Origin of the sequence: Shewanella morhuae (genome assembly GCF_900156405.1) — a bacterium.
GTDB classification, from domain to species: domain Bacteria; phylum Pseudomonadota; class Gammaproteobacteria; order Enterobacterales; family Shewanellaceae; genus Shewanella; species Shewanella morhuae.
The window spans coordinates 89,871-107,850 of the sequence record NZ_FTNN01000011.1; the positions used below are offsets into that span (position 1 = coordinate 89,871).

Annotated in this window: 12 protein-coding genes and 1 pseudogene; 6 read left to right on the plus strand and 7 right to left on the minus strand. The window is 43.1% G+C overall.

The window, feature by feature from the left end; genetic code table 11:
* Positions 1-188 precede the first annotated feature (188 nt).
* The 5 genes from BW947_RS13500 (at position 189) to BW947_RS13520 (ending at position 5,625) form a co-directional block, all read left to right on the plus strand.
* Complete coding sequence (locus BW947_RS13500; RefSeq protein ID WP_076500406.1) at positions 189-2,726, plus strand: TonB-dependent receptor plug domain-containing protein; 2,538 nt, start codon at positions 189-191, stop codon at positions 2,724-2,726.
* 250 nt (positions 2,727-2,976) lie between these two features.
* The gene (locus BW947_RS13505) at positions 2,977-3,657 is read left to right on the plus strand and encodes a response regulator transcription factor SsoR (protein WP_076500408.1); all 681 of its coding nucleotides are present in this window, start codon (positions 2,977-2,979) and stop codon (positions 3,655-3,657) included.
* A 232-nt stretch (positions 3,658-3,889) separates the two neighbouring features.
* Positions 3,890-5,017, plus strand: a complete 1,128-nt coding sequence (locus tag BW947_RS13510; protein ID WP_076500410.1) for a M14 family metallopeptidase — start codon at positions 3,890-3,892, stop codon at positions 5,015-5,017.
* Between the two features lie 12 nt (positions 5,018-5,029).
* Entirely contained in the window at positions 5,030-5,347 is a 318-nt protein-coding gene (locus BW947_RS13515; RefSeq protein ID WP_076500412.1) for a zinc ribbon domain-containing protein, read from the plus strand.
* A complete protein-coding gene (locus tag BW947_RS13520) occupies positions 5,344-5,625 on the plus strand; it encodes a YeaC family protein (RefSeq protein WP_076500414.1) in 282 nt (93 codons plus the stop codon). Before BW947_RS13515 ends, BW947_RS13520 begins: the two co-directional genes overlap by 4 nt.
* A gap of 263 nt (positions 5,626-5,888) precedes the next feature.
* Here BW947_RS13520 and ansA read toward each other — a convergent pair whose 3' ends face one another.
* Positions 5,889-6,902: an asparaginase gene (gene ansA / locus BW947_RS13525; protein ID WP_076500416.1), complete on the minus strand. Its 1,014-nt coding sequence runs from the start codon at positions 6,900-6,902 to the stop codon at positions 5,889-5,891.
* Positions 6,903-7,039: 137 nt separating this feature from the next.
* Positions 7,040-8,887 (minus strand): annotated as a pseudogene (sppA, locus tag BW947_RS13530) (signal peptide peptidase SppA).
* Between the two features lie 165 nt (positions 8,888-9,052).
* On the opposite strand from sppA, the gene BW947_RS13535 reads away from it, so the two are divergent.
* Positions 9,053-11,071 carry an NADPH-dependent 2,4-dienoyl-CoA reductase gene (locus BW947_RS13535; protein ID WP_076500418.1) on the plus strand — a complete coding sequence of 673 codons (2,019 nt, stop codon included), beginning with the start codon at positions 9,053-9,055 and terminating at the stop codon, positions 11,069-11,071.
* Positions 11,072-11,778: 707 nt separating this feature from the next.
* Here BW947_RS13535 and yfaE read toward each other — a convergent pair.
* From yfaE to ubiG, 5 genes are all read right to left on the minus strand, one after another.
* Complete coding sequence (gene yfaE / locus BW947_RS13545; protein ID WP_076500422.1) at positions 11,779-12,216, minus strand: class I ribonucleotide reductase maintenance protein YfaE; 438 nt, start codon at positions 12,214-12,216, stop codon at positions 11,779-11,781.
* A gap of 5 nt (positions 12,217-12,221) precedes the next feature.
* Positions 12,222-13,352, minus strand: a complete 1,131-nt coding sequence (nrdB, locus tag BW947_RS13550; protein WP_076500424.1) for a class Ia ribonucleoside-diphosphate reductase subunit beta — start codon at positions 13,350-13,352, stop codon at positions 12,222-12,224.
* 84 nt (positions 13,353-13,436) lie between these two features.
* A complete protein-coding gene (gene nrdA, locus BW947_RS13555) occupies positions 13,437-15,725 on the minus strand; it encodes a class 1a ribonucleoside-diphosphate reductase subunit alpha (RefSeq protein WP_076500426.1) in 2,289 nt (762 codons plus the stop codon).
* A 520-nt stretch (positions 15,726-16,245) separates the two neighbouring features.
* Positions 16,246-16,920 carry an HAD family hydrolase gene (locus tag BW947_RS13560; RefSeq protein ID WP_076500428.1) on the minus strand — a complete coding sequence of 225 codons (675 nt, stop codon included), beginning with the start codon at positions 16,918-16,920 and terminating at the stop codon, positions 16,246-16,248.
* Position 16,921: 1 nt separating this feature from the next.
* Positions 16,922-17,632, minus strand: a complete 711-nt coding sequence (gene ubiG, locus BW947_RS13565; protein ID WP_076500430.1) for a bifunctional 2-polyprenyl-6-hydroxyphenol methylase/3-demethylubiquinol 3-O-methyltransferase UbiG — start codon at positions 17,630-17,632, stop codon at positions 16,922-16,924.
* Between the last annotated feature and the right edge of the window lie 348 nt (positions 17,633-17,980).

Here is a 17,980-nt window from a genome sequence, read left to right on the forward strand (position 1 = left end):
TAGACTACCACCTCATAATTTAAAACACTTTATTAACCAATGTTTAACCTTAATGTTATTATTGTTAAAATATTGGGCGTTGACGAAGTTAAAGTGAATCCTCAGTATCGTGTGCAACACTAGTACAGCAAAAGTTGTACAAGCTGTAAGCATAAAAATAATAGTTAGATCTTAGGGAGCATTCATACATGATCAAAAGAACCAAATTAGCGTCAGCGATTAACTTAGCTATCGTTGCATCTATCACTACAGGTGCATTTGTTACGTCAAGCGCCTTCGCTGCTGAAGAAAAAGCAAAAGTTGAACGTATCGAAGTCACGGGTTCACGTATTCAACGCCAGGATATGGAAACCGCTTCTCCTGTAACTGTGATTGATGCAGCAGCAATTAAAGCGGAAGGCTTTACTTCGGTTGATCAAATGCTGCAAGTACAAACGTCAATGGCGGGTGCTGCAGTAGGGTCAACGACAAACAATGGTTCAGATGGCGTTGCACAGGTTGACCTGCGTGGTATGGGTGCACAGCGTACACTTGTATTATTGAATGGCCGCCGCATGGTGAACTCAGGCTCAGGCGCTGATAGCTCTGTCGATTTGAACTCTATCCCTGTTGCTATGATTGCTCGCGTTGAAATCTTAAAAGATGGCGCTTCAGCGGTTTATGGTTCAGATGCGATTGCTGGCGTAGTTAACATTATTACCAAGAAAGACTTTGAAGGTTTTCAGCTAGATTTTAATGGTAGCGGTACCGATAAAGGCGACGGCGAAAACGGCGATGTCAGTGCGCTGTATGGTTTTAATACAGATGGTGGTAACTACACTTTTGGTGCTGCTTATGCTGACCGTCGCGGTGTTATCCAATCTGATCGTGATTGGACTGCACCTGGTGCAAGCTCATTTATTCCTACTGGTACTTTAGGTGGTAAAGTTCAAGACGCGAATGGTAACTGGGTCGCGCGTACAACTGGCTATGATTTCACTAAAGATAGTTTCTATCAAACACCAAGTGAACGTCGTAGTTTATTCGCTAATATGACACAAGAGCTCGGTAATGATGTCGTACTAACTGCGGATGCTATATATACGAATCGTCGCTCTAACCAACAATTAGCTCCTCAACCTGGTGATATCATGCTAAATGTTTGTGGCGCAGCAGGTGTGCCAGCAGGGGCATCATGCGTGACACTTGATAGTGCAATGATTGCCGGTGGTATTGAAGCCGATGAGAAAGGTTTAGTTAACTACCGTCGTCGTACCAACGATGTGGGACCACGTATTTATACACAAGATATTGATACTTGGCGCTTATCTGGTGGTTTAGCCGGCACCTTAGATGTCCATACTGGTATGAACTGGGATCTAACATATACTTATGGTAAAAACAAAGCGAACACTTCGGTAGGTAATTCGATTAATGCGTCAGATATGGCTGACTCCATTTACGCTAACCCAAATGCATGGTTTAGCGGTGTGCCATTAACTGATCAAATGGCCAATGATATTAGTTATTCAGAAGATGCAAACGGTGGTAACGAACAACAAACACTATCTGCGGGCTTAAATGGTGAATTATTTGATTTAAGTGCTGGAGCTGTGGGTTTTGCAATCGGTGCAGAATACCGTCGTGAAAGTGGTTTCTATAATCCAGATCCAGTAGTTGTTGCGGGTGAAAGTACTTCAGCACAACAAGATCCAACAGACGGTAACTATAACGTTATCTCTATTTTCCAAGAAGTTAGCGTACCCTTTACTGAAAAGTTAACTGGTGAGTTTGCACTACGTTTAGATGATTATTCTACTTTCGGTAAAGCGACCACTTGGAAGATTGGTTTAACTTATGCTGCAACGGATGATCTAATGCTCCGTACTGTTGCTGCTACAGGATTCCGAGCTCCAAGTGTAAGTGAGCTTTATGGTGGTAACTCAGGTTCATACGATTACTTAGATGGCCCATGGGGTAATGCTCCAGATCCGCAAATTTTAGTAAATCGTACTTCTGATCCAGATTTACAGCCTGAAGAGTCTGAGTCTTATACTGCTGGTCTAGTATACTCACCAAACTATATTGAAGGTATGTCAGTAACATTGGATTACTGGCGCTTTAAAGTTGATAACGCAATTGCGCGTATGGATACTCAGGCTGGTTTAAACGCTTGTCATAAATTTCAAACTACTGGCGATAAAACTGGTGAAGCATCTTGCGAAATTTTCAAAATCGGTGCTAATGGCGATTTAGATAACTTAACCAATGCGTTAACTAACGTAGGTACTCAAGACACTAGTGGTGTTGATTTCAACTTAGCTTATAGCTTCGAGCTAATAGGTTTAGATTGGAAAGTTAATAATGATACGACTTACTTAGTTAATTTCGAGCAAGATGGTGAAGATTACACTGGCACTATCGATGGTAACTTCGGTGCTTATGCTCGTGTTCGTAACAACTTTAGCCTTTCAGCAGGTAGAGATGATTGGAGTGTTATGTACTTCAACCGCTATATTGGGGAAATGACCGATTTAGCAGAAGGAACAAATGTTGACTCGATTTTATACCACAATATTTCAGGAACATATCACATCAACGATATGGCTACTGTTAGTTTAGGTATTAAAAACTTTACTGATGAAGACCCAGTTGGAGTTTCAAATGGTAGCGACGGCGGCACAGTACCACAAGTTTACGACACAATCGGTCGTACTATTTATGGTGGTGTAACTGTTAAGTTCTAAGTAGAGCTGCACATGTTATAACGAATAAAAAGCGCCGAAAGGCGCTTTTTTTATGAGTGCTATTCTTATCTAAAATCGTTCGCACTGTTAAGTGCAAATAGTTATGCAGTTTGATGCTGATAGGACATAGGTTATCTTGTTACGTATCACAGTTTTCTTATAACTGGACGGAATGCTGTGATTAACACTAGAGTCATGGGTTAACGCATGCTAATATAAATGATATCGATTCTCGTTTGGGTTTTTAAGGATGAGTAAAATACTGTTGGTCGATGATGATCACTTATTAAGAGAGTGGTTAACTGAGGCACTGTGTATGCAGGGGCATGAGGTGGAATGTGCGGTAAATGGCATTGAGGGGTTAGCTAAAATAACCAGCTTTGTGCCAGATATCATTATGTTGGATTTGGTCATGCCGCAAATGAATAGTTTTGATTTGCTTAGGGCGCGCGAGTGTGTCACACCCGTTATTATGATTTCAGCCTCAGATAGTGAAGAAGATAGAATTGCAGGTTACGAACTTGGCGCGGATGACTTTTTAGCCAAACCTTTTAGTATCAAAGAATTACTTGTGAGATTGCAAGCCCTTGAGCGGCGTTTATACGCAGCACCACTGCGGCAACCTAAAATGACAGTAAGACAGATACCACCAGTCGATTTTGACGACGCAGCTTATCGAATTACAATAGGGATGAGCAGTGTTGATTTAACCCAAACTGAGTTTAGGTTATTTAAATATCTTTTTGAACGAAAAGGCCAAGTTATCACTAAGCAAGAGTTGCAACGTTCAGTTCTGCAAAAAGATTTAGGCCGTTTTGACCGTAATCTCGATATGCATATTAGTAACACTCGACGTAAATTAGCTGATATTAGCCTACCGCGTAATCTGATTAACACTGTGCGAGGGCAAGGTTATAGCTTTATAGCCTAATAAGTGGTGATTTTAGCACTTTACGGTTCAACTTGTGGCGTCAAACCGTGTATGTTGGTTAATAAAAAAGCCAACTGAAAGCGCCGTTATTAAATTTACTGGCTTTCATTTTCCCCTTGGGATGTTTTGGTTTATCCTATCGGCCATATAATAAAATGTGCCGTGTACTAAGAGTGCTATTAGTCGCGTGCTATTAATTGCCCTTAGCGTGAACAACCTATTAGGAATCATTATGCGGATCAGTGCCAATTTTGATGGCGGAAATATCCAAGTCGTCAATCTTGATAATAAAGACGATATTCAACTTGCCATCCGTCCCGACGCGGGCGGCGAGTTTTATCAATGGTTTAATTTTCGATTTGAAGGTGAAGTGGGTAACCATTATACTTTAAATATCATTAATGCCGGAACGGCTTCCTATACCAAAGGGTGGGAAGACTATCAGGCAGTAGCAAGCTACGACCGCCAGCATTGGTTTCGTATTCCAACACAGTACCAAGATGGCAAGCTGAGTATTAACTTAGAGCTAGATTGCGATGCAATTCAAATTGCTTATTTTGCCCCATACAGCTATGAGCGCCACTTAGATCTGCTCAGTAGCGCCCAATTACACCCTGATGTGAATTTAGAGCATTTAGGCCTGACTTTAGATGGCCGCGATATTACCTTAATGAAAGTCGGTAATGGCGATCCTTCTAAACGTAACATTTGGATCACGGCTAGACAGCACCCCGGCGAAACTATGGCTGAATGGTTAGTCGAAGGTCTAGTGAATTGTTTACTCGATAATGATTGCCCAACGGCGAAAGCACTGCTCGATAAAGCCAACTTCTATATTATGCCAAACATGAATCCAGATGGCAGTGTTAGAGGCCATCTGCGCACTAATGCCATTGGTGTCAATCTTAACCGTGAATGGCAAACCCCAAGTTTAGAGAAGAGTCCTGAGGTGTACCACGTCGTCAACAAGATGCAGCAAACGGGCGTAGACTTGTTTTATGATGTTCATGGTGATGAAGGCCTGCCTTATGTATTTTTAGCGGGTTGTGAGGGCGTTCCTGCCTACAGTGATAAACTGGCGCAACTGCAGGCTGATTTCAGTCAAGCATTAACCTTAGCCAGTGCTGATTTCCAAACTCAGTTTGGTTATGATAAAGACGAGCCTGGCCAAGCCAATTTAACTGTTGCGTCAAATTGGGTTGCTCAGACTTTCGAGTGCTTATCTAATACCCTCGAAATGCCGTTTAAAGACAATAACAATCTAGCCGATCCTTTTGTAGGTTGGTCGCCAGAGCGTAGCATTTACTTAGGTGAAGCATCACTTATCGCTATGCTCGCTGTGGTTGATAAGTTGCGTTAGGGCGAGGTAGATATGGCATTAATTGAATGTCCAGTGTGTCGCAAGCGTATGTCGAGCAAGGCGCCATCATGTCCTTATTGCCAAGCGAGCACTAATGGTGATAACGGATCCCTATCGCGCATTAGTCATATTCAAAAGTCTAGCAGCCTAATGAATCAAAGTTTCGTTGCTATGACATTGTTTATTGCTGGGGTGGTGATTTGGTTTTGGGGTGGAGAGCCTGCCGAAGGTATGCGGGCGAATATCGCTGGAATATGTTTTGTGTTTGGCTTTGTAGGCTATCTCATTACACGAGTCAGAATTGTGTTACATAAGCGGAAAAGTGTATGACAGATATTAATCAAGTGATCGAGCAAATGCCCATTGAAGTCTATGAAAGGCTTCGCAGTGCGGCTGAATTAGGTAAGTGGGAAGATGGTACTGTGCTAAGTGAAACGCAGCGAGAGTCGACCCTGCAGGTGGTGATGTTGTATCAAGCCCGTAAGCTTGAACAAACGGAGCATTTCACCATCGCACCCGATGGTAAAATTAATGAGCTGTCTAAAGCTGAGCTACAAAAGCAGTTCCGCGGTGAACCGATTGCCGAGTTTAAAGCACAGGATTTATAAATGGCTCTGACTTCAAAAGCGGTTTATGTTTTATAAGAAGTTAGATAAAGATTTAAGATCACTGTTTGATTGACGTTTATATTGAATTGATATCAAATAACTTCAATATAAATAACGTCTGGTAAATTGAGCTATAATAAGTGCTTTTTGACAGTGATATAATTTGAATTAATATTAAAAAGCCCATTAAATATGGGCTTTTTTTGTTTATAGCAATTAATAATATGATTATGGTCAAAGACATTGCTTCAAAGAGAGTGTCTTTAATCTATGCTCAATTCACCGACTAAATTTTGCAGCATGGCTGCTTTTATCTCTGCTGGTTTTAAATTTTTAGATAGCAAATAATGCAGTTTTGCTAATGCTGCTTCTATGGTCATATCAGCACCACTAATCACGCCTGCTTGAGCTAGCGCATTGCCGGTAGCGTAGCCGCCCATGTTCACTTTGCCTTGGAAGCATTGGGTAAGGTTAACCAAAACAATACCACGCTCATCTGCTTGCTTTAGGGTGTTGAGTAAATCAGCATCCTGCGGCGCATTGCCAACACCAAATGTCAGCAATATTAGCGCTTTAACTGGCTGTTGCAGCATGTTCTCAAAAATACGTGTTGAAATGCCAGGGTATAAAGTGACCACGCCGATAGGTTGAGGACTGATGTTTGAGACTTCTAATGGCGTATCGTTGGCGATGGTTATCTTACCAGCACGTAAATTAATTTTAATTCCCGCTTCAAGCAAGAGTGGAAAATTAGGAGAGGCGAAAGCATCAAAGCCATCGGCATGGGCTTTAGTGGAGCGGTTACCGCGAAATAGTTTGTTATTAAAAAATAAACACACTTCAGCAACCGGGTAGTTCGCTGCAATATAGAGTGAGTTCAATAGATTTATTTGCCCATCTGAACGCAGCTGCGCTAGAGGTATTTGTGAACCGGTTACTATCACAGGCTTTGATAAGCCTTGCAGCATAAATGACAGCGCCGAAGCCGTATACGCCATAGTATCAGTGCCGTGGAGGATCACAAAGCCATCATACTTATGGTAATTAGCTTGTATATCGTTGGCAATCATCTGCCAATCGGTCGGCGCCATATTGGAAGAATCGATAAGTGGATTGTATTCGTGGATGACGAATGCCGGCATTTCTTCATGATAAAACTCAGGCATTGATTGCACGCACTGAGTTAAAAATCCCGCCACGGGGACGAAGCCGTTATCGGTCTTTTGCATACCGATAGTGCCGCCCGTATAAGCAACATAAATGGAGCGTTTAGTCATTATTATCATTTTCTTAGCTTCAAGTGGGTGAATTATACGATTTTATGCGTATAAACCCAATAAAAAAGCCCGAGGATCCGGGCTTGGTATTAATCATCCGTTTGCAGTTGCGTGCAGCAGCAAAGAGAGTGATGGATTTAGTTCATCAAGTTGCAAGTGTCGCAGTAGATGTAAACATTGTTTGGATCATCAAAGGCGGTGAGTGTTTTTAAACTACTGCTCCACTGCTGTAGCATTTGCTCTAACACCGATGATTGACTTAATGAGGCCGGTAAATAGCTCGATGCTGAGGCAAACATCTGTTGCATAAACATTTGCTCAGGAGTCAGCTCCTGTTCGATGAGGCGAGTATCAAATAGCGACATATCTGCCAATTTAGCCGCTTTAGCAATAGCAGCATCGATATCACCCAGCTCATCGACTAAACCTAGCTCAAGGGCTTTCTTGCCACTCCAAACGCGGCCTTGGGCAATCTTATCAACTTGCTCTATGGTCATTTTACGTTCTTTGGCAACCAGCGAGATAAAGTCTAAATAGCCACGTTCTATATGACGTTGAATAACGGCTTCAACTTGGGGGGAAAGGGCGCGAGTGACTGATAATCCAGCCCACTCTGAGGTTGACACCCCATCGGTATACACGCCTAAACTGGCCAGTGAATCTTCGAAGGTGGTTATCATGCCAAAGATGCCAATTGAACCTGTGAGTGTTGTTGGCGTGGCAAAAATATAATCAGCACTGGCTGAAATCCAGTAACCGCCAGAAGCCGCTAAACTCCCCATACTAACAACAACGGGTTTACCTGCGGCTTTTAACGCTAGCAGTTCTTGCCTGATTTGCTCTGATGCAAAGGCACTACCGCCAGGGCTATCAACGCGCAACACTAAGGCTTTAATATGCTTATCAAAACGCGCCTTACGGAGTAGTTCAGCAGTGCTTTCGCCGCCAATTTGCCCCGCAGGTTGGATCCCATTCAAAATCGTACCACTGGCGACAATAATTCCGACGCTATCTTGCTCAACAAAGCTTGGCAATGGCGTAACTAAGGTTAAGTAATCATAAAAACTCACTTGCTTGAAGCTGTCGCCTTTTTTAGCCTTACCAACAGCTTCAAGCATGATTTTACGAAAATCTTCCGTGGTCGCTAAGCTATCAACCTATTTCATGTTGATAGCCATCGCCGCTGAATCGCCATTGGCTTTATCGAGCTCAGCTAAATAAATACTCGCATCAGGCACGAGCGAATTAGGGTCAATGTGGCGATTACCCGCGACGGTTTGCGTATAGCTTTGCCATACATCGGCTAATAGTGCGCTACTGGCTTCTCGCGCGGCATCAGACATATCGTCGCGCATGTAGGGTTCAACGGCGGATTTAAAAGTTCCTACGCGGAAAATATGCGCTTTGACTTTGAGTTTATCTAAGGCTGATTTGAAGTATTGGTTATACATACTCAGGCCATCAAGTGATACACCGCCTTGGGGATTGAGATAAATATTGTCGGCAAAGCTGGCGAGGAAATATTGATTCTGCTCGTAGTAATTACCTATCGCGACGACTTTCTTACCGCTTTCTTTAAAGCGAGTGAGTGCATCACCGATAGATTGCAGCTTGCTGATCCCTGCACGTTTAAGGTCGGCAAGGTCGAGTACAAGTAGGCTAATCCTTTTATCCTGTGCGGCATTGTCAATCACATAAAGCACATCGGCGAGCAGAATTTCACCGTCAGTATTGGCATTATTCCCTTGCTTAAATGCCGCTTCTAAGGGATCAACCTGTTGTTTTTGGTCCACAATCGTACCAGCCAGATTAAGTACCAACGCTGAGTTATCTTCAACCTTGATATCTTCACTACTGCCAATGGCAATAAGGATGGCAGCTAAGAGGCCAAAAAAGATTAAATTGAGGATCAGTTTGCGCGTCCCGTTCAGTGTGTGCCAAATAAATAAACATATTCTTTTGAAAAACGATGGGTTAGCGGACATTTGCCACTCCTTTATAAGTCCAATCTGTTCATGCTAACTGAAAATAGCGCCACAGGCTAAACACAATTGTAAAGGATTTTGACTCGAGGGTTTAATCCAACAGTTGAGCTTAGATTTGACTCAAGGTATGCTGATTTAAATCACTTGTTTTAAAAGGATGTTTGAATGTCGTTTCCCCATTTATTAGAACCCTTAGAACTGGGTTTTACCCAGCTCAAAAACCGTGTACTTATGGGCTCAATGCACACAGGTTTAGAAGAAGAAAAGGGCGGATTTGAGAAACTGGCAGCGTTTTATAAAGAACGCGCTCAAGGCGGTGTAGGTCTGATTGTAACGGGCGGTATTTCTCCTAATCTGCGTGGCCGGCTTACGCCCCATGCTTGTCAGCTAAGTTTCCCTTGGCAAGTGGGCAAGCATCGTGTGGTAACGCAGGCGGTGCACGAGGCAGGAGGCAAAATCTGTATGCAAATATTGCATGCCGGCCGTTATGGTTATCATCCTTTTTCCCTAGCACCGAGCAAGATTAAATCACCAATTACCCCTTTTACGCCGTCTGCGATGTCTAGTCGCCAAGTACGCTCAACAATAAAGGATTACGCTAGCTCAGCTGCGCTTGCGAAAAAAGCGGGTTACGATGGTGTTGAGGTTATGGGCTCTGAAGGCTATTTGATCAATCAGTTTGTCAGTTCTCGCACGAATACTCGCACCGATGAATGGGGCGGCGCGTTTGAAAAGCGGGCTCGATTTCCCATTGAGATTGTTAACGCAATCAGAGCAAAAGTAGGGAAAGATTTTATCATTATCTTCCGTCTATCGATGCTCGATTTGGTGGATAACGGCTCAACTTGGGATGAAGTGGTGCAATTGGCACAATGGCTAGAGCAAGCAGGGGTTTCTATCTTGAACACCGGTATCGGTTGGCACGAAGCGCGTGTCCCGACAATTGCCACCAGTGTGCCCCGCGGCGCATTTGCCTGGGTGACGGAAAAACTTAAAAAATCGGTCTCAGTGCCGCTAATCGCCACCAACCGTATTAATACCCCCGAGATTGGCGAGCAGATTATTGCATCAGGCCAAGCGGACATGGTGTCGATGGCGCGGCCATTTTTAGCCGATCCTGAGTTTGTCAATAAAGCTGCCGCTAACACACCAGAGCTTATTAATACGTGTATAGGCTGTAATCAGGCTTGTTTAGACCATACCTTTGCCCTTAAACGTGCTACGTGTTTAGTGAATCCTCGCGCCTGTTACGAAACTGAAATTAACTTCTTACCGACATCCAATAAAAAGCGCATTGCTGTTATGGGCGCTGGTCCTGCGGGTATGGCATTTTCGGTATACGCCGCAATGCGTGGCCATGAGGTAGTACTCTTTGAAGCGAAATCTGAAGTGGGTGGGCAGTTTAATCTCGCCCGCAAAATTCCAGGCAAAGAAGAGTTTAACGAAACTATTCGTTATTTTATCAACCAGATTAAGCTACATAAAATTGATCTGCGATTAAATACTCGCCTTGATGCTAGTGTACTCGCAACAGAAAAATTTGATGAAATAGTCATTGCATCGGGTGTTGTACCACGGGATTTAGTGTTGCCAGGATTTGATCATCCACGGGTGGTGGATTATCAAAAGGTGCTCTCGGGTGAAGTCACTGTTGGCAACACTGTCGCTTTGATTGGTGCGGGTGGCATTGGTTTTGATATGGCACATTATCTGTGCGAGCGTCAATCTAGCACGCTAAATCCTGATAAATGGCTACATCAGTGGGGCATCGATAAAACCTACCAACATGCAGGCGGCCTGACAGTGCCTCACATAGATAATACCGATCATCGTAAGGTGTACTTACTGCAGCGTAAAACCTCAAAAATGGGTAAAGGTTTAGGTAAAACAACCGGCTGGATCCATCGTCTCGTGCTCAAGCAACATGATGTAAAAATGAAAATTGGCGTAAGCTACGATAGATTTGATGACGCAGGCTTACATATCCGAGTAGGTGAAACGAGTGAAGTGCTTGCGGTTGATAACGTGATCCTTTGCGCAGGGCAAGAGTCGAATCGCACATTAGTAGATGAGATGAAAGCGACGGGTATTCCAGTGCATTTGATTGGTGGTGTTGATGTGGCAGCAGAGCTTGACGCTAAACGCGCTATTCGACAAGGCGCTGAGTTAGCAATGCGTTTGTAGCAAAATGAAAGCGAGTATTTTATAAAGCCTAAACTACTGTTTGGGTTTTATATTCTTGCGATGCGTAAAGAGAGTTATTGCAGATGTTACATTTCGGAGTTGAATTTGGGTTACAGGCTTTAGTCACCTAGCTATTGTGATACCGATTTCATTTATTTATATGTTTTTATTAAAAATAATAGTTAAAGCAGGGTGTAACAAAGTAAAACAAGTGCGAGCCAGAATAGTTTACCTATAAAAGGCATCGAATATAGGATTGCTGAAATGCCGATAACGATCAGTAATGTCGTTGGTTTACTGCATATAGGCTTAACGCCAGTAAGAAATGATTTCATTACGTTTCTCTAGTATGAATAAAACAATCGGCATTATTAATGCGTAAAACAATTAATGTATACTGACAATTAGAGCAATGATTCAACAGCAAAGAATATACAGATTTTATCTCTTAAAGTAAATCAGGATAATAGTTCAAAGTGTTATTATATTAATAAAAATATGGAACATAGAGTCTATTATTTTGCAATTAAATATATCAGTCTCTTAAGGTTAAGTGAAAAATTAAACGACAATAACGAAACGATCAAAAGTCATAACTATTTAATTTTTATACTCGAAGTGTCTATCAACAATACCTATAAATGGGAGGACGATAATAGATTTTTTATAGCCTCCATTTTAATGAACGTGTCAGCATTTCAACTCGCTTAATTCTCAAGCACTTCTTTCTGCAATGCTAAAGTTGAACTAATTTTAGTGTGACTCGTTGAAGCTGTTGAGGTGGTTGTTAAAACTCTTGTGGTTTCATTCATCTGTTTAGGCTGGCAAGTACTCACCACGACGGCGTCTTCTGCTGATAAATCCAGTTCTAAATCCGTTATGGGTATACAGCAGCAAGGCAAACATTCGTCGTGTTTAAGCTCGGCCAATGGCTCGCTTAAATAGCAGACTTTACCGCTGATGATTCGTGTTTTACAGGCACCGCAAAAACCGTTGCGACACTCTGAAAATATTTTGACCTTTTTGGTTTCGAGCGCTTGCAGCAAAGTGCCGTATTGCTCACTAAAGAGTAATACGGGCTGACCTTGCAGACGCACAATCGGCGCCTTAGTAAACAGTTTTTTATGTGATGTTTTTGAGGTCATCTTGATTACAGATCGAAATCAAGAAACTCATCGCCATCAACCGCAGAGTCGATTTGGCCAACAAGGTAAGAAGAAACTTCCACTTCCTGAGGTGCGACTTGCACAGCATCACTTTCTAACCAGCTTTTCATCCAAGGTAATGGATTGGTTATTTCAGGATACGGTTGTGGTAGGTTAACCGACTTCATGCGTTGGTTTGTAATAAACTCCACATATTGGCAAAGGATTTGCTCGTTTAAGCCAATCATAGAACCATCTTTAAACAGGTATTTCGCCCATTCTTTTTCTTGCTCTGCCGCCTTATAAAATAAATCGAAGGCTTCTTGCTGGCACTGGGCAGCAATTTCACCCATTTCAGGATCGTCTTTACCGCCCTGCATGATGCTCAAAATATGCTGAGTGCTGTTTAAGTGTAAGGCTTCATCACGGGCGATTAAGCGAATGATTTTCGCGTTACCTTCCATTAGTTTACGTTCAGCAAAGGCAAAAGAGCAGGCAAAGCTAACATAGAAGCGAATCGCTTCTAAGGCATTGACTGACATCATGCACAAGTACAAGGCTTTTTTCAGCGTGCGAGTGTTAACGATGATTTCTTTACCATCGATAACGTGGGTACCTTCGCCGAGTAAATGGAATGCTTGGGTTAATTGTATTAAGTGATCGTAATAAGCGGCGATATCGGTTGCACGACTTAAGATCTCTTTGTTTACCACGATATCATCAAAAATCACCGAAGGATCGTTAACGATATTACGGATGATGTGCGTGTATGAACGCGAATGAATCGTCTCAGAAAAAGACCACGTTTCTATCCACGTTTCTAATTCTGGTAGCGATACTAAAGGTAAAAAGGCCACATTTGGCGAGCGACCTTGGATCGAGTCGAGCAAGGTTTGATATTTCAGGTTAGAAATAAAAATATGCTTTTCATGATCAGGTAATGCGCTGTAGTCGATTTTGTCACGACTAACGTCTACTTCTTCTGGACGCCAAAAAAAAGATAGCTGTTTTTCTATCAGTTTTTCGAACACTTCATATTTTTGTTGATCGTAGCGGGCCACATTGACCGATTGACCAAAAAACATCGGTTCGCGGGTGGCATCGTTAGGTGTTTGACAAAAGGTAGAGTAGGCCATGTTGCTATTTTCCAATGGGTAGGGATCTCACCTTAAGTGGATCCCTACACTTCTTATGTGTAAGAGTACCGTTAATGTAAAAAGTTATATTTTACATGCGCCGCCGGCACAACCGTCGTCTTCTTTCTCAAGGCTGGTAATGTCGTCGTGAGAATCTGACGCACCATCGCGAGTGTTATGGTAATAAAGCGTTTTAACACCCAATTTATAAGCATTGAGCAAATCTTTCAGTAGTGTTTGCATCGGTACTTTACGACCTTCAAAACGTGAAGGGTCATAGTTAGTGTTGGCCGAAATCGCTTGGTCAACAAACTTTTGCATAATACCTACTAGCTGTAAATAGCCGTCGTTACTTGGCATTTTCCACAGTAATTCATAGTTATCTTTTAGAGTGTCAAAGTCAGGCACTACTTGTTTCAGCTGGCCATCTTTACTCGATTTTACACTGATAAGACCGCGTGGTGGCTCAATACCATTAGTCGCATTAGAAATTTGCGATGAGGTTTCTGATGGCATTAATGCCGATAGTGTTGAGTTACGCAGGCCATATTGCTTAATATCGCTACGCAGTGATTCCCAGTCTAAGTGCAATGGTTCGGCACAAATTTTATCTAGGTCACGTTTGTAGGTATCGATAGGTAAAATACCTTGAGAGTAAGTGGTCTCGTGGAATAACGGACATGCACCTTGCTCTTTAGCTAAGTTCATTGAGGCTTTCAGTAAATAGAACTGAATCGCTTCAAAGGTTCTGTGGGTGAGCGCATTGGCGCTACCATCAGAGTACTTCAGGCCATTTTTCGCTAAGTAGTTCGCAAAGTTAATCACGCCTATGCCTAAAGTACGGCGATTCATCGAGGCACGTTGTGCCGCCTTAATGGGGTAGTCTTGGTAATCTAATAAGTTATCTAGCGCTCGCACGGCCAGATCGGCTAATGGCTCAATATCAGATAATTCTTTGATAGAACCTAAATTTAGCGCCGACAAGGTACAAAGTGCGATTTCACCCTCAGGATCATCAATGTTGTTCAATGGTTTTGTCGGCAGGGCGATTTCAAGACACAGGTTAGATTGTCTGATCGGCGCGACTTTTGAATCGAACGGGCTGTGAGTATTGCAGTGATCTACGTTCTGTATGTAAATACGGCCAGTAGAAGCACGCTCTTGCATCATTAGTGAAAATAGCTCAACGGCTTTGATAGCTTTTTTACGAATGCTGCTGTCTTGCTCATATTGCAGATATAAACGCTCAAATTCATTTTGATCTTCAAAGAAAGCATCATACAGGCCAGGTACATCCGATGGACTGAATAGGCTGATATTTTCGCCTTTGATCAAACGTTGATACATCAGTTTATTCAGCTGCACGCCGTAGTCTAAATGACGGATACGGTTATCTTCTACGCCGCGGTTATTTTTCAATACCAGCAGTGATTCGACTTCTAAGTGCCAAATTGGGTAGAACAAGGTCGCAGCACCACCACGCACACCGCCTTGAGAACAAGACTTCACCGCGGTTTGGAAATACTTATAGAAAGGTAAACAACCTGTGTGGAAGGCTTCGCCACCACGGATTGGGCTACCTAAGGCGCGAATACGACCAGCATTAATACCTATGCCCGCACGTTGGCTGACGTATTTCACAATCGACGAAGCTGTTGCGTTGATTGAATCTAAGCTGTCACCACATTCGATAAGTACGCAAGAACTGAACTGACGCGTTGGTGTACGTACACCCGCCATGATAGGCGTTGGTAGCGAAATTTTAAACGTCGACACAGCATCATAAAAATCTTTAACGTATTTCAGGCGCGTTTCTTTTGGGTAACGGGCAAATAAACACGCTGCCACCAAAATGTACAGAAATTGCGCGCTCTCGTAGATGTCGTGCGTGACACGGTTTTGAACTAAATACTTACCTTCAAGCTGTTTTACTGCAGCATAAGAGAAGTCCATATCGCGCCAATGGTCGATATAGGTATCCATTACATCCAGTTCTTCGTGGGTGTAATCTTGTAAAATATGTTGATCGTATTTACCTAGTTCAACCAGCTTAGTCACATGAGCATACAATGCTGGCGGTTCGAACTGACCAAAGGCCTTCTTACGCAAATGAAACACCGCTAAACGGGCGGCAAGGAACTGATAGTCAGGTGCCTCTGGTGAAATTAAATCCGCCGCTGCTTTGATGATCGTTTCGTGGATAGCTTCAGTCGGGATGCCATCAAAAAACTGTAGGTGTGAGCGAAGTTCAACTTCAGAAACAGAAACGTTTTTTAATCCCTTGGCTGCCCAAGTAATTACGCGGTGAATTTTGTCGAGATCGATGTTTTCACGATCGCCACAACGTTTTGTGACTGTCATAGTGCTTTTCATTTGAAGATAGGCCTTGGTTCTTATATCTGTTTAGGTGAGCAAGTTCACCGAACGTATCCTTGTAAAACAATCAATAACCGTCCCTTAAATATCGATGACTGAGTAAAAATAAGTCAATTAAGCGGCGAACTTCATAGTGTGTCTGATTGCTACCTATACACAAGATATGGTGTTTTAAATTATCTGGGATACAAGATAGTGAGGTTTGCCCCTATTTGCAAGCCTGAATTCAGGGGGTATCTTGTGGATATCTTGGGGGTAAGTCGATGCGTTAGTAGTGACTAACCTTGTAGGTCAATTTCAGGGTAGCATACACAGTTGCTGAATATCTTTTAAGCGATCTCTTGCTGAGATCGCGATCGCTACAATAAGCAGCGATCGCTGTTTTTGGCTTAGCATTTTTTGAGCGACGTTACTGTTCCTTTCTAGTTCACCGCAAATGGCACAAATTATAATAGATGGTAAGCACCGTTTTTAGGCTAAATTAGCGCAATGACTCAGTATAATGTTAATGCTTGCGTTAACAGGCTAGCCGCTCGATTAATGTTTGATGTAGCTGTTCAGGGCTTACAAAGTAGGCGTGAGCTGGCCACTGTAACGGCTTATCGTTCTCCCCTAAATAACCCCATAGTGCCACGCCGCCTAACATGCCTGCAGCTTTGGCTGCCAGCAAATCGCGCTCAGCATCCCCAAGGTACAAAATCTGCGATGGGGCGCAGCCAAGTTGCTGTGCGCCTAACAACATTGGCGCTGTATGGGGTTTGGGATGCTTTGTCGAATCGCCGCTAATGATCACGGGCATTCGCAGGTGTAAATTTAGTTTTCGTAATAATGGACGGGTAAAGCGAGCAGGCTTATTGGTGATCACCCCAAACGGTATTTGTGTTAATTCGAGCCAATCGAGTAATGCTGCAATGCCTGTGAATAGCGCACAGTGATCGCCATTAATGCGCTGATAGTGGGCGAGCAACCCTTGCTGAACTTGAGTACGAAGATCATCCGCCGCATTGGGTATTGCCGCATCGACTAGGGCAAAACTGCCGTGGGATGCTGCGTAGCGCATGGCCGCTAACGGCTGCGCGGCGATGCCGACGTCCTGAAGACTTAAATTGAGGGCTTGTACTAGATCCGGCGCGGTATCGGCTAAAGTGCCGTCAAGATCGAACAGTACGCCTTTAATCTGCGTCAAGCTCATACTAATCAACCTTACGCGTCGCTATCATGTAATTCACATCAACCTTAGGCGTGTATTTAAAAATGCCCGTCAATGGGTTGTAGCTAACACCTAACGCATCGATACAGATAAGGTCGGTGTTATCCACCAGCTCAATCAGCTCGGAAGGCTTAATAAATTTTTTGTGTTCATGGGTGCCAACAGGCAGCATTTTTAGCAAATATTCGGCACCTAAAATGGTGTGCACATAGGATTTAAGGTTGCGGTTAATGGTCGAGAAAAATACATAGCCGCCGGGTTTTACCATGTCACAACAGGCTTTAATAACCGATTGCGGGTCGGGTACATGTTCTAGCATTTCCATACAGGTCACCACATCATAGTATGCTTGATGATCTTGGCTGTGGGCCTCGGCAGTATTTTTCACATAGTTAATGTTTACGCCCATTTCCAGAGCGTGCAGACGTGCAACTTCTAAGGGCGCTTCACCCATATCTAACCCATCAACCTTGGCGCCGATGCGTGCCATGCTTTCAGATAAAATTCCGCCGCCGCAGCCGACATCGAGCACTTTCTTACCGAAAATCCCCTCAGCAGTTTGATCGATGTAATTTAAGCGCAGCGGGTTTAATAGATGCAGCGGTTTAAATTCGCCGTTGAGATCCCACCAAGTTTCGGCCATACGTGCAAACTTTGCGATTTCCTGTGGGTCCACATTGGTATTCTGATGCATGCTATTTACCTGAAAGAAGCTGTTTTGTGCGGCTATTATAACGACTATGTTTGATAAACACAGTGTTCGGCTAAGCTAAGCCCTTGTGGTTGGATGAATTTTCAGCAATTGTCCGTTTTTATACAAATTGTTGTGCTCCATATCGACTTTTTACATTATCTGATTGACGATTTATTCTTACCTTGGGTTGTTAGTTTTAATTGTTACTTACCGCTAAAATGGCTAAATTGATAGTGTTTTCATCGATTAAAGCACTAGACTCCCAATTCGATAAGGATAGGTCTGGCGACATTAAATAACTGTGTTAGAATGCCAAATCACGTTTTTGGGCTAGGCAATGATACGGAT

Bases quoted from the DNA above. Each gene is read 5' to 3' on its own strand.
- BW947_RS13515 (WP_076500412.1), top strand. From the start codon at position 5,030: ATGGCATTAATTGAATGTCCAGTGTGTCGCAAGCGTATGTCGAGCAAG.
- yfaE (WP_076500422.1), bottom strand. From the start codon at position 12,216: ATGACCTCAAAAACATCACATAAAAAACTGTTTACTAAGGCGCCGATT.
- BW947_RS13535 (WP_076500418.1), top strand. From the start codon at position 9,053: ATGTCGTTTCCCCATTTATTAGAACCCTTAGAACTGGGTTTTACCCAG.
- nrdB (WP_076500424.1), bottom strand. From the start codon at position 13,352: ATGGCCTACTCTACCTTTTGTCAAACACCTAACGATGCCACCCGCGAA.
- ubiG (WP_076500430.1), bottom strand. From the start codon at position 17,632: ATGCATCAGAATACCAATGTGGACCCACAGGAAATCGCAAAGTTTGCA.
- BW947_RS13520 (WP_076500414.1), top strand. From the start codon at position 5,344: ATGACAGATATTAATCAAGTGATCGAGCAAATGCCCATTGAAGTCTAT.
- BW947_RS13560 (WP_076500428.1), bottom strand. From the start codon at position 16,920: ATGAGCTTGACGCAGATTAAAGGCGTACTGTTCGATCTTGACGGCACT.
- BW947_RS13510 (WP_076500410.1), top strand. From the start codon at position 3,890: ATGCGGATCAGTGCCAATTTTGATGGCGGAAATATCCAAGTCGTCAAT.
- ansA (WP_076500416.1), bottom strand. From the start codon at position 6,902: ATGACTAAACGCTCCATTTATGTTGCTTATACGGGCGGCACTATCGGT.
- BW947_RS13505 (WP_076500408.1), top strand. From the start codon at position 2,977: ATGAGTAAAATACTGTTGGTCGATGATGATCACTTATTAAGAGAGTGG.
- nrdA (WP_076500426.1), bottom strand. From the start codon at position 15,725: ATGAAAAGCACTATGACAGTCACAAAACGTTGTGGCGATCGTGAAAAC.
- BW947_RS13500 (WP_076500406.1), top strand. From the start codon at position 189: ATGATCAAAAGAACCAAATTAGCGTCAGCGATTAACTTAGCTATCGTT.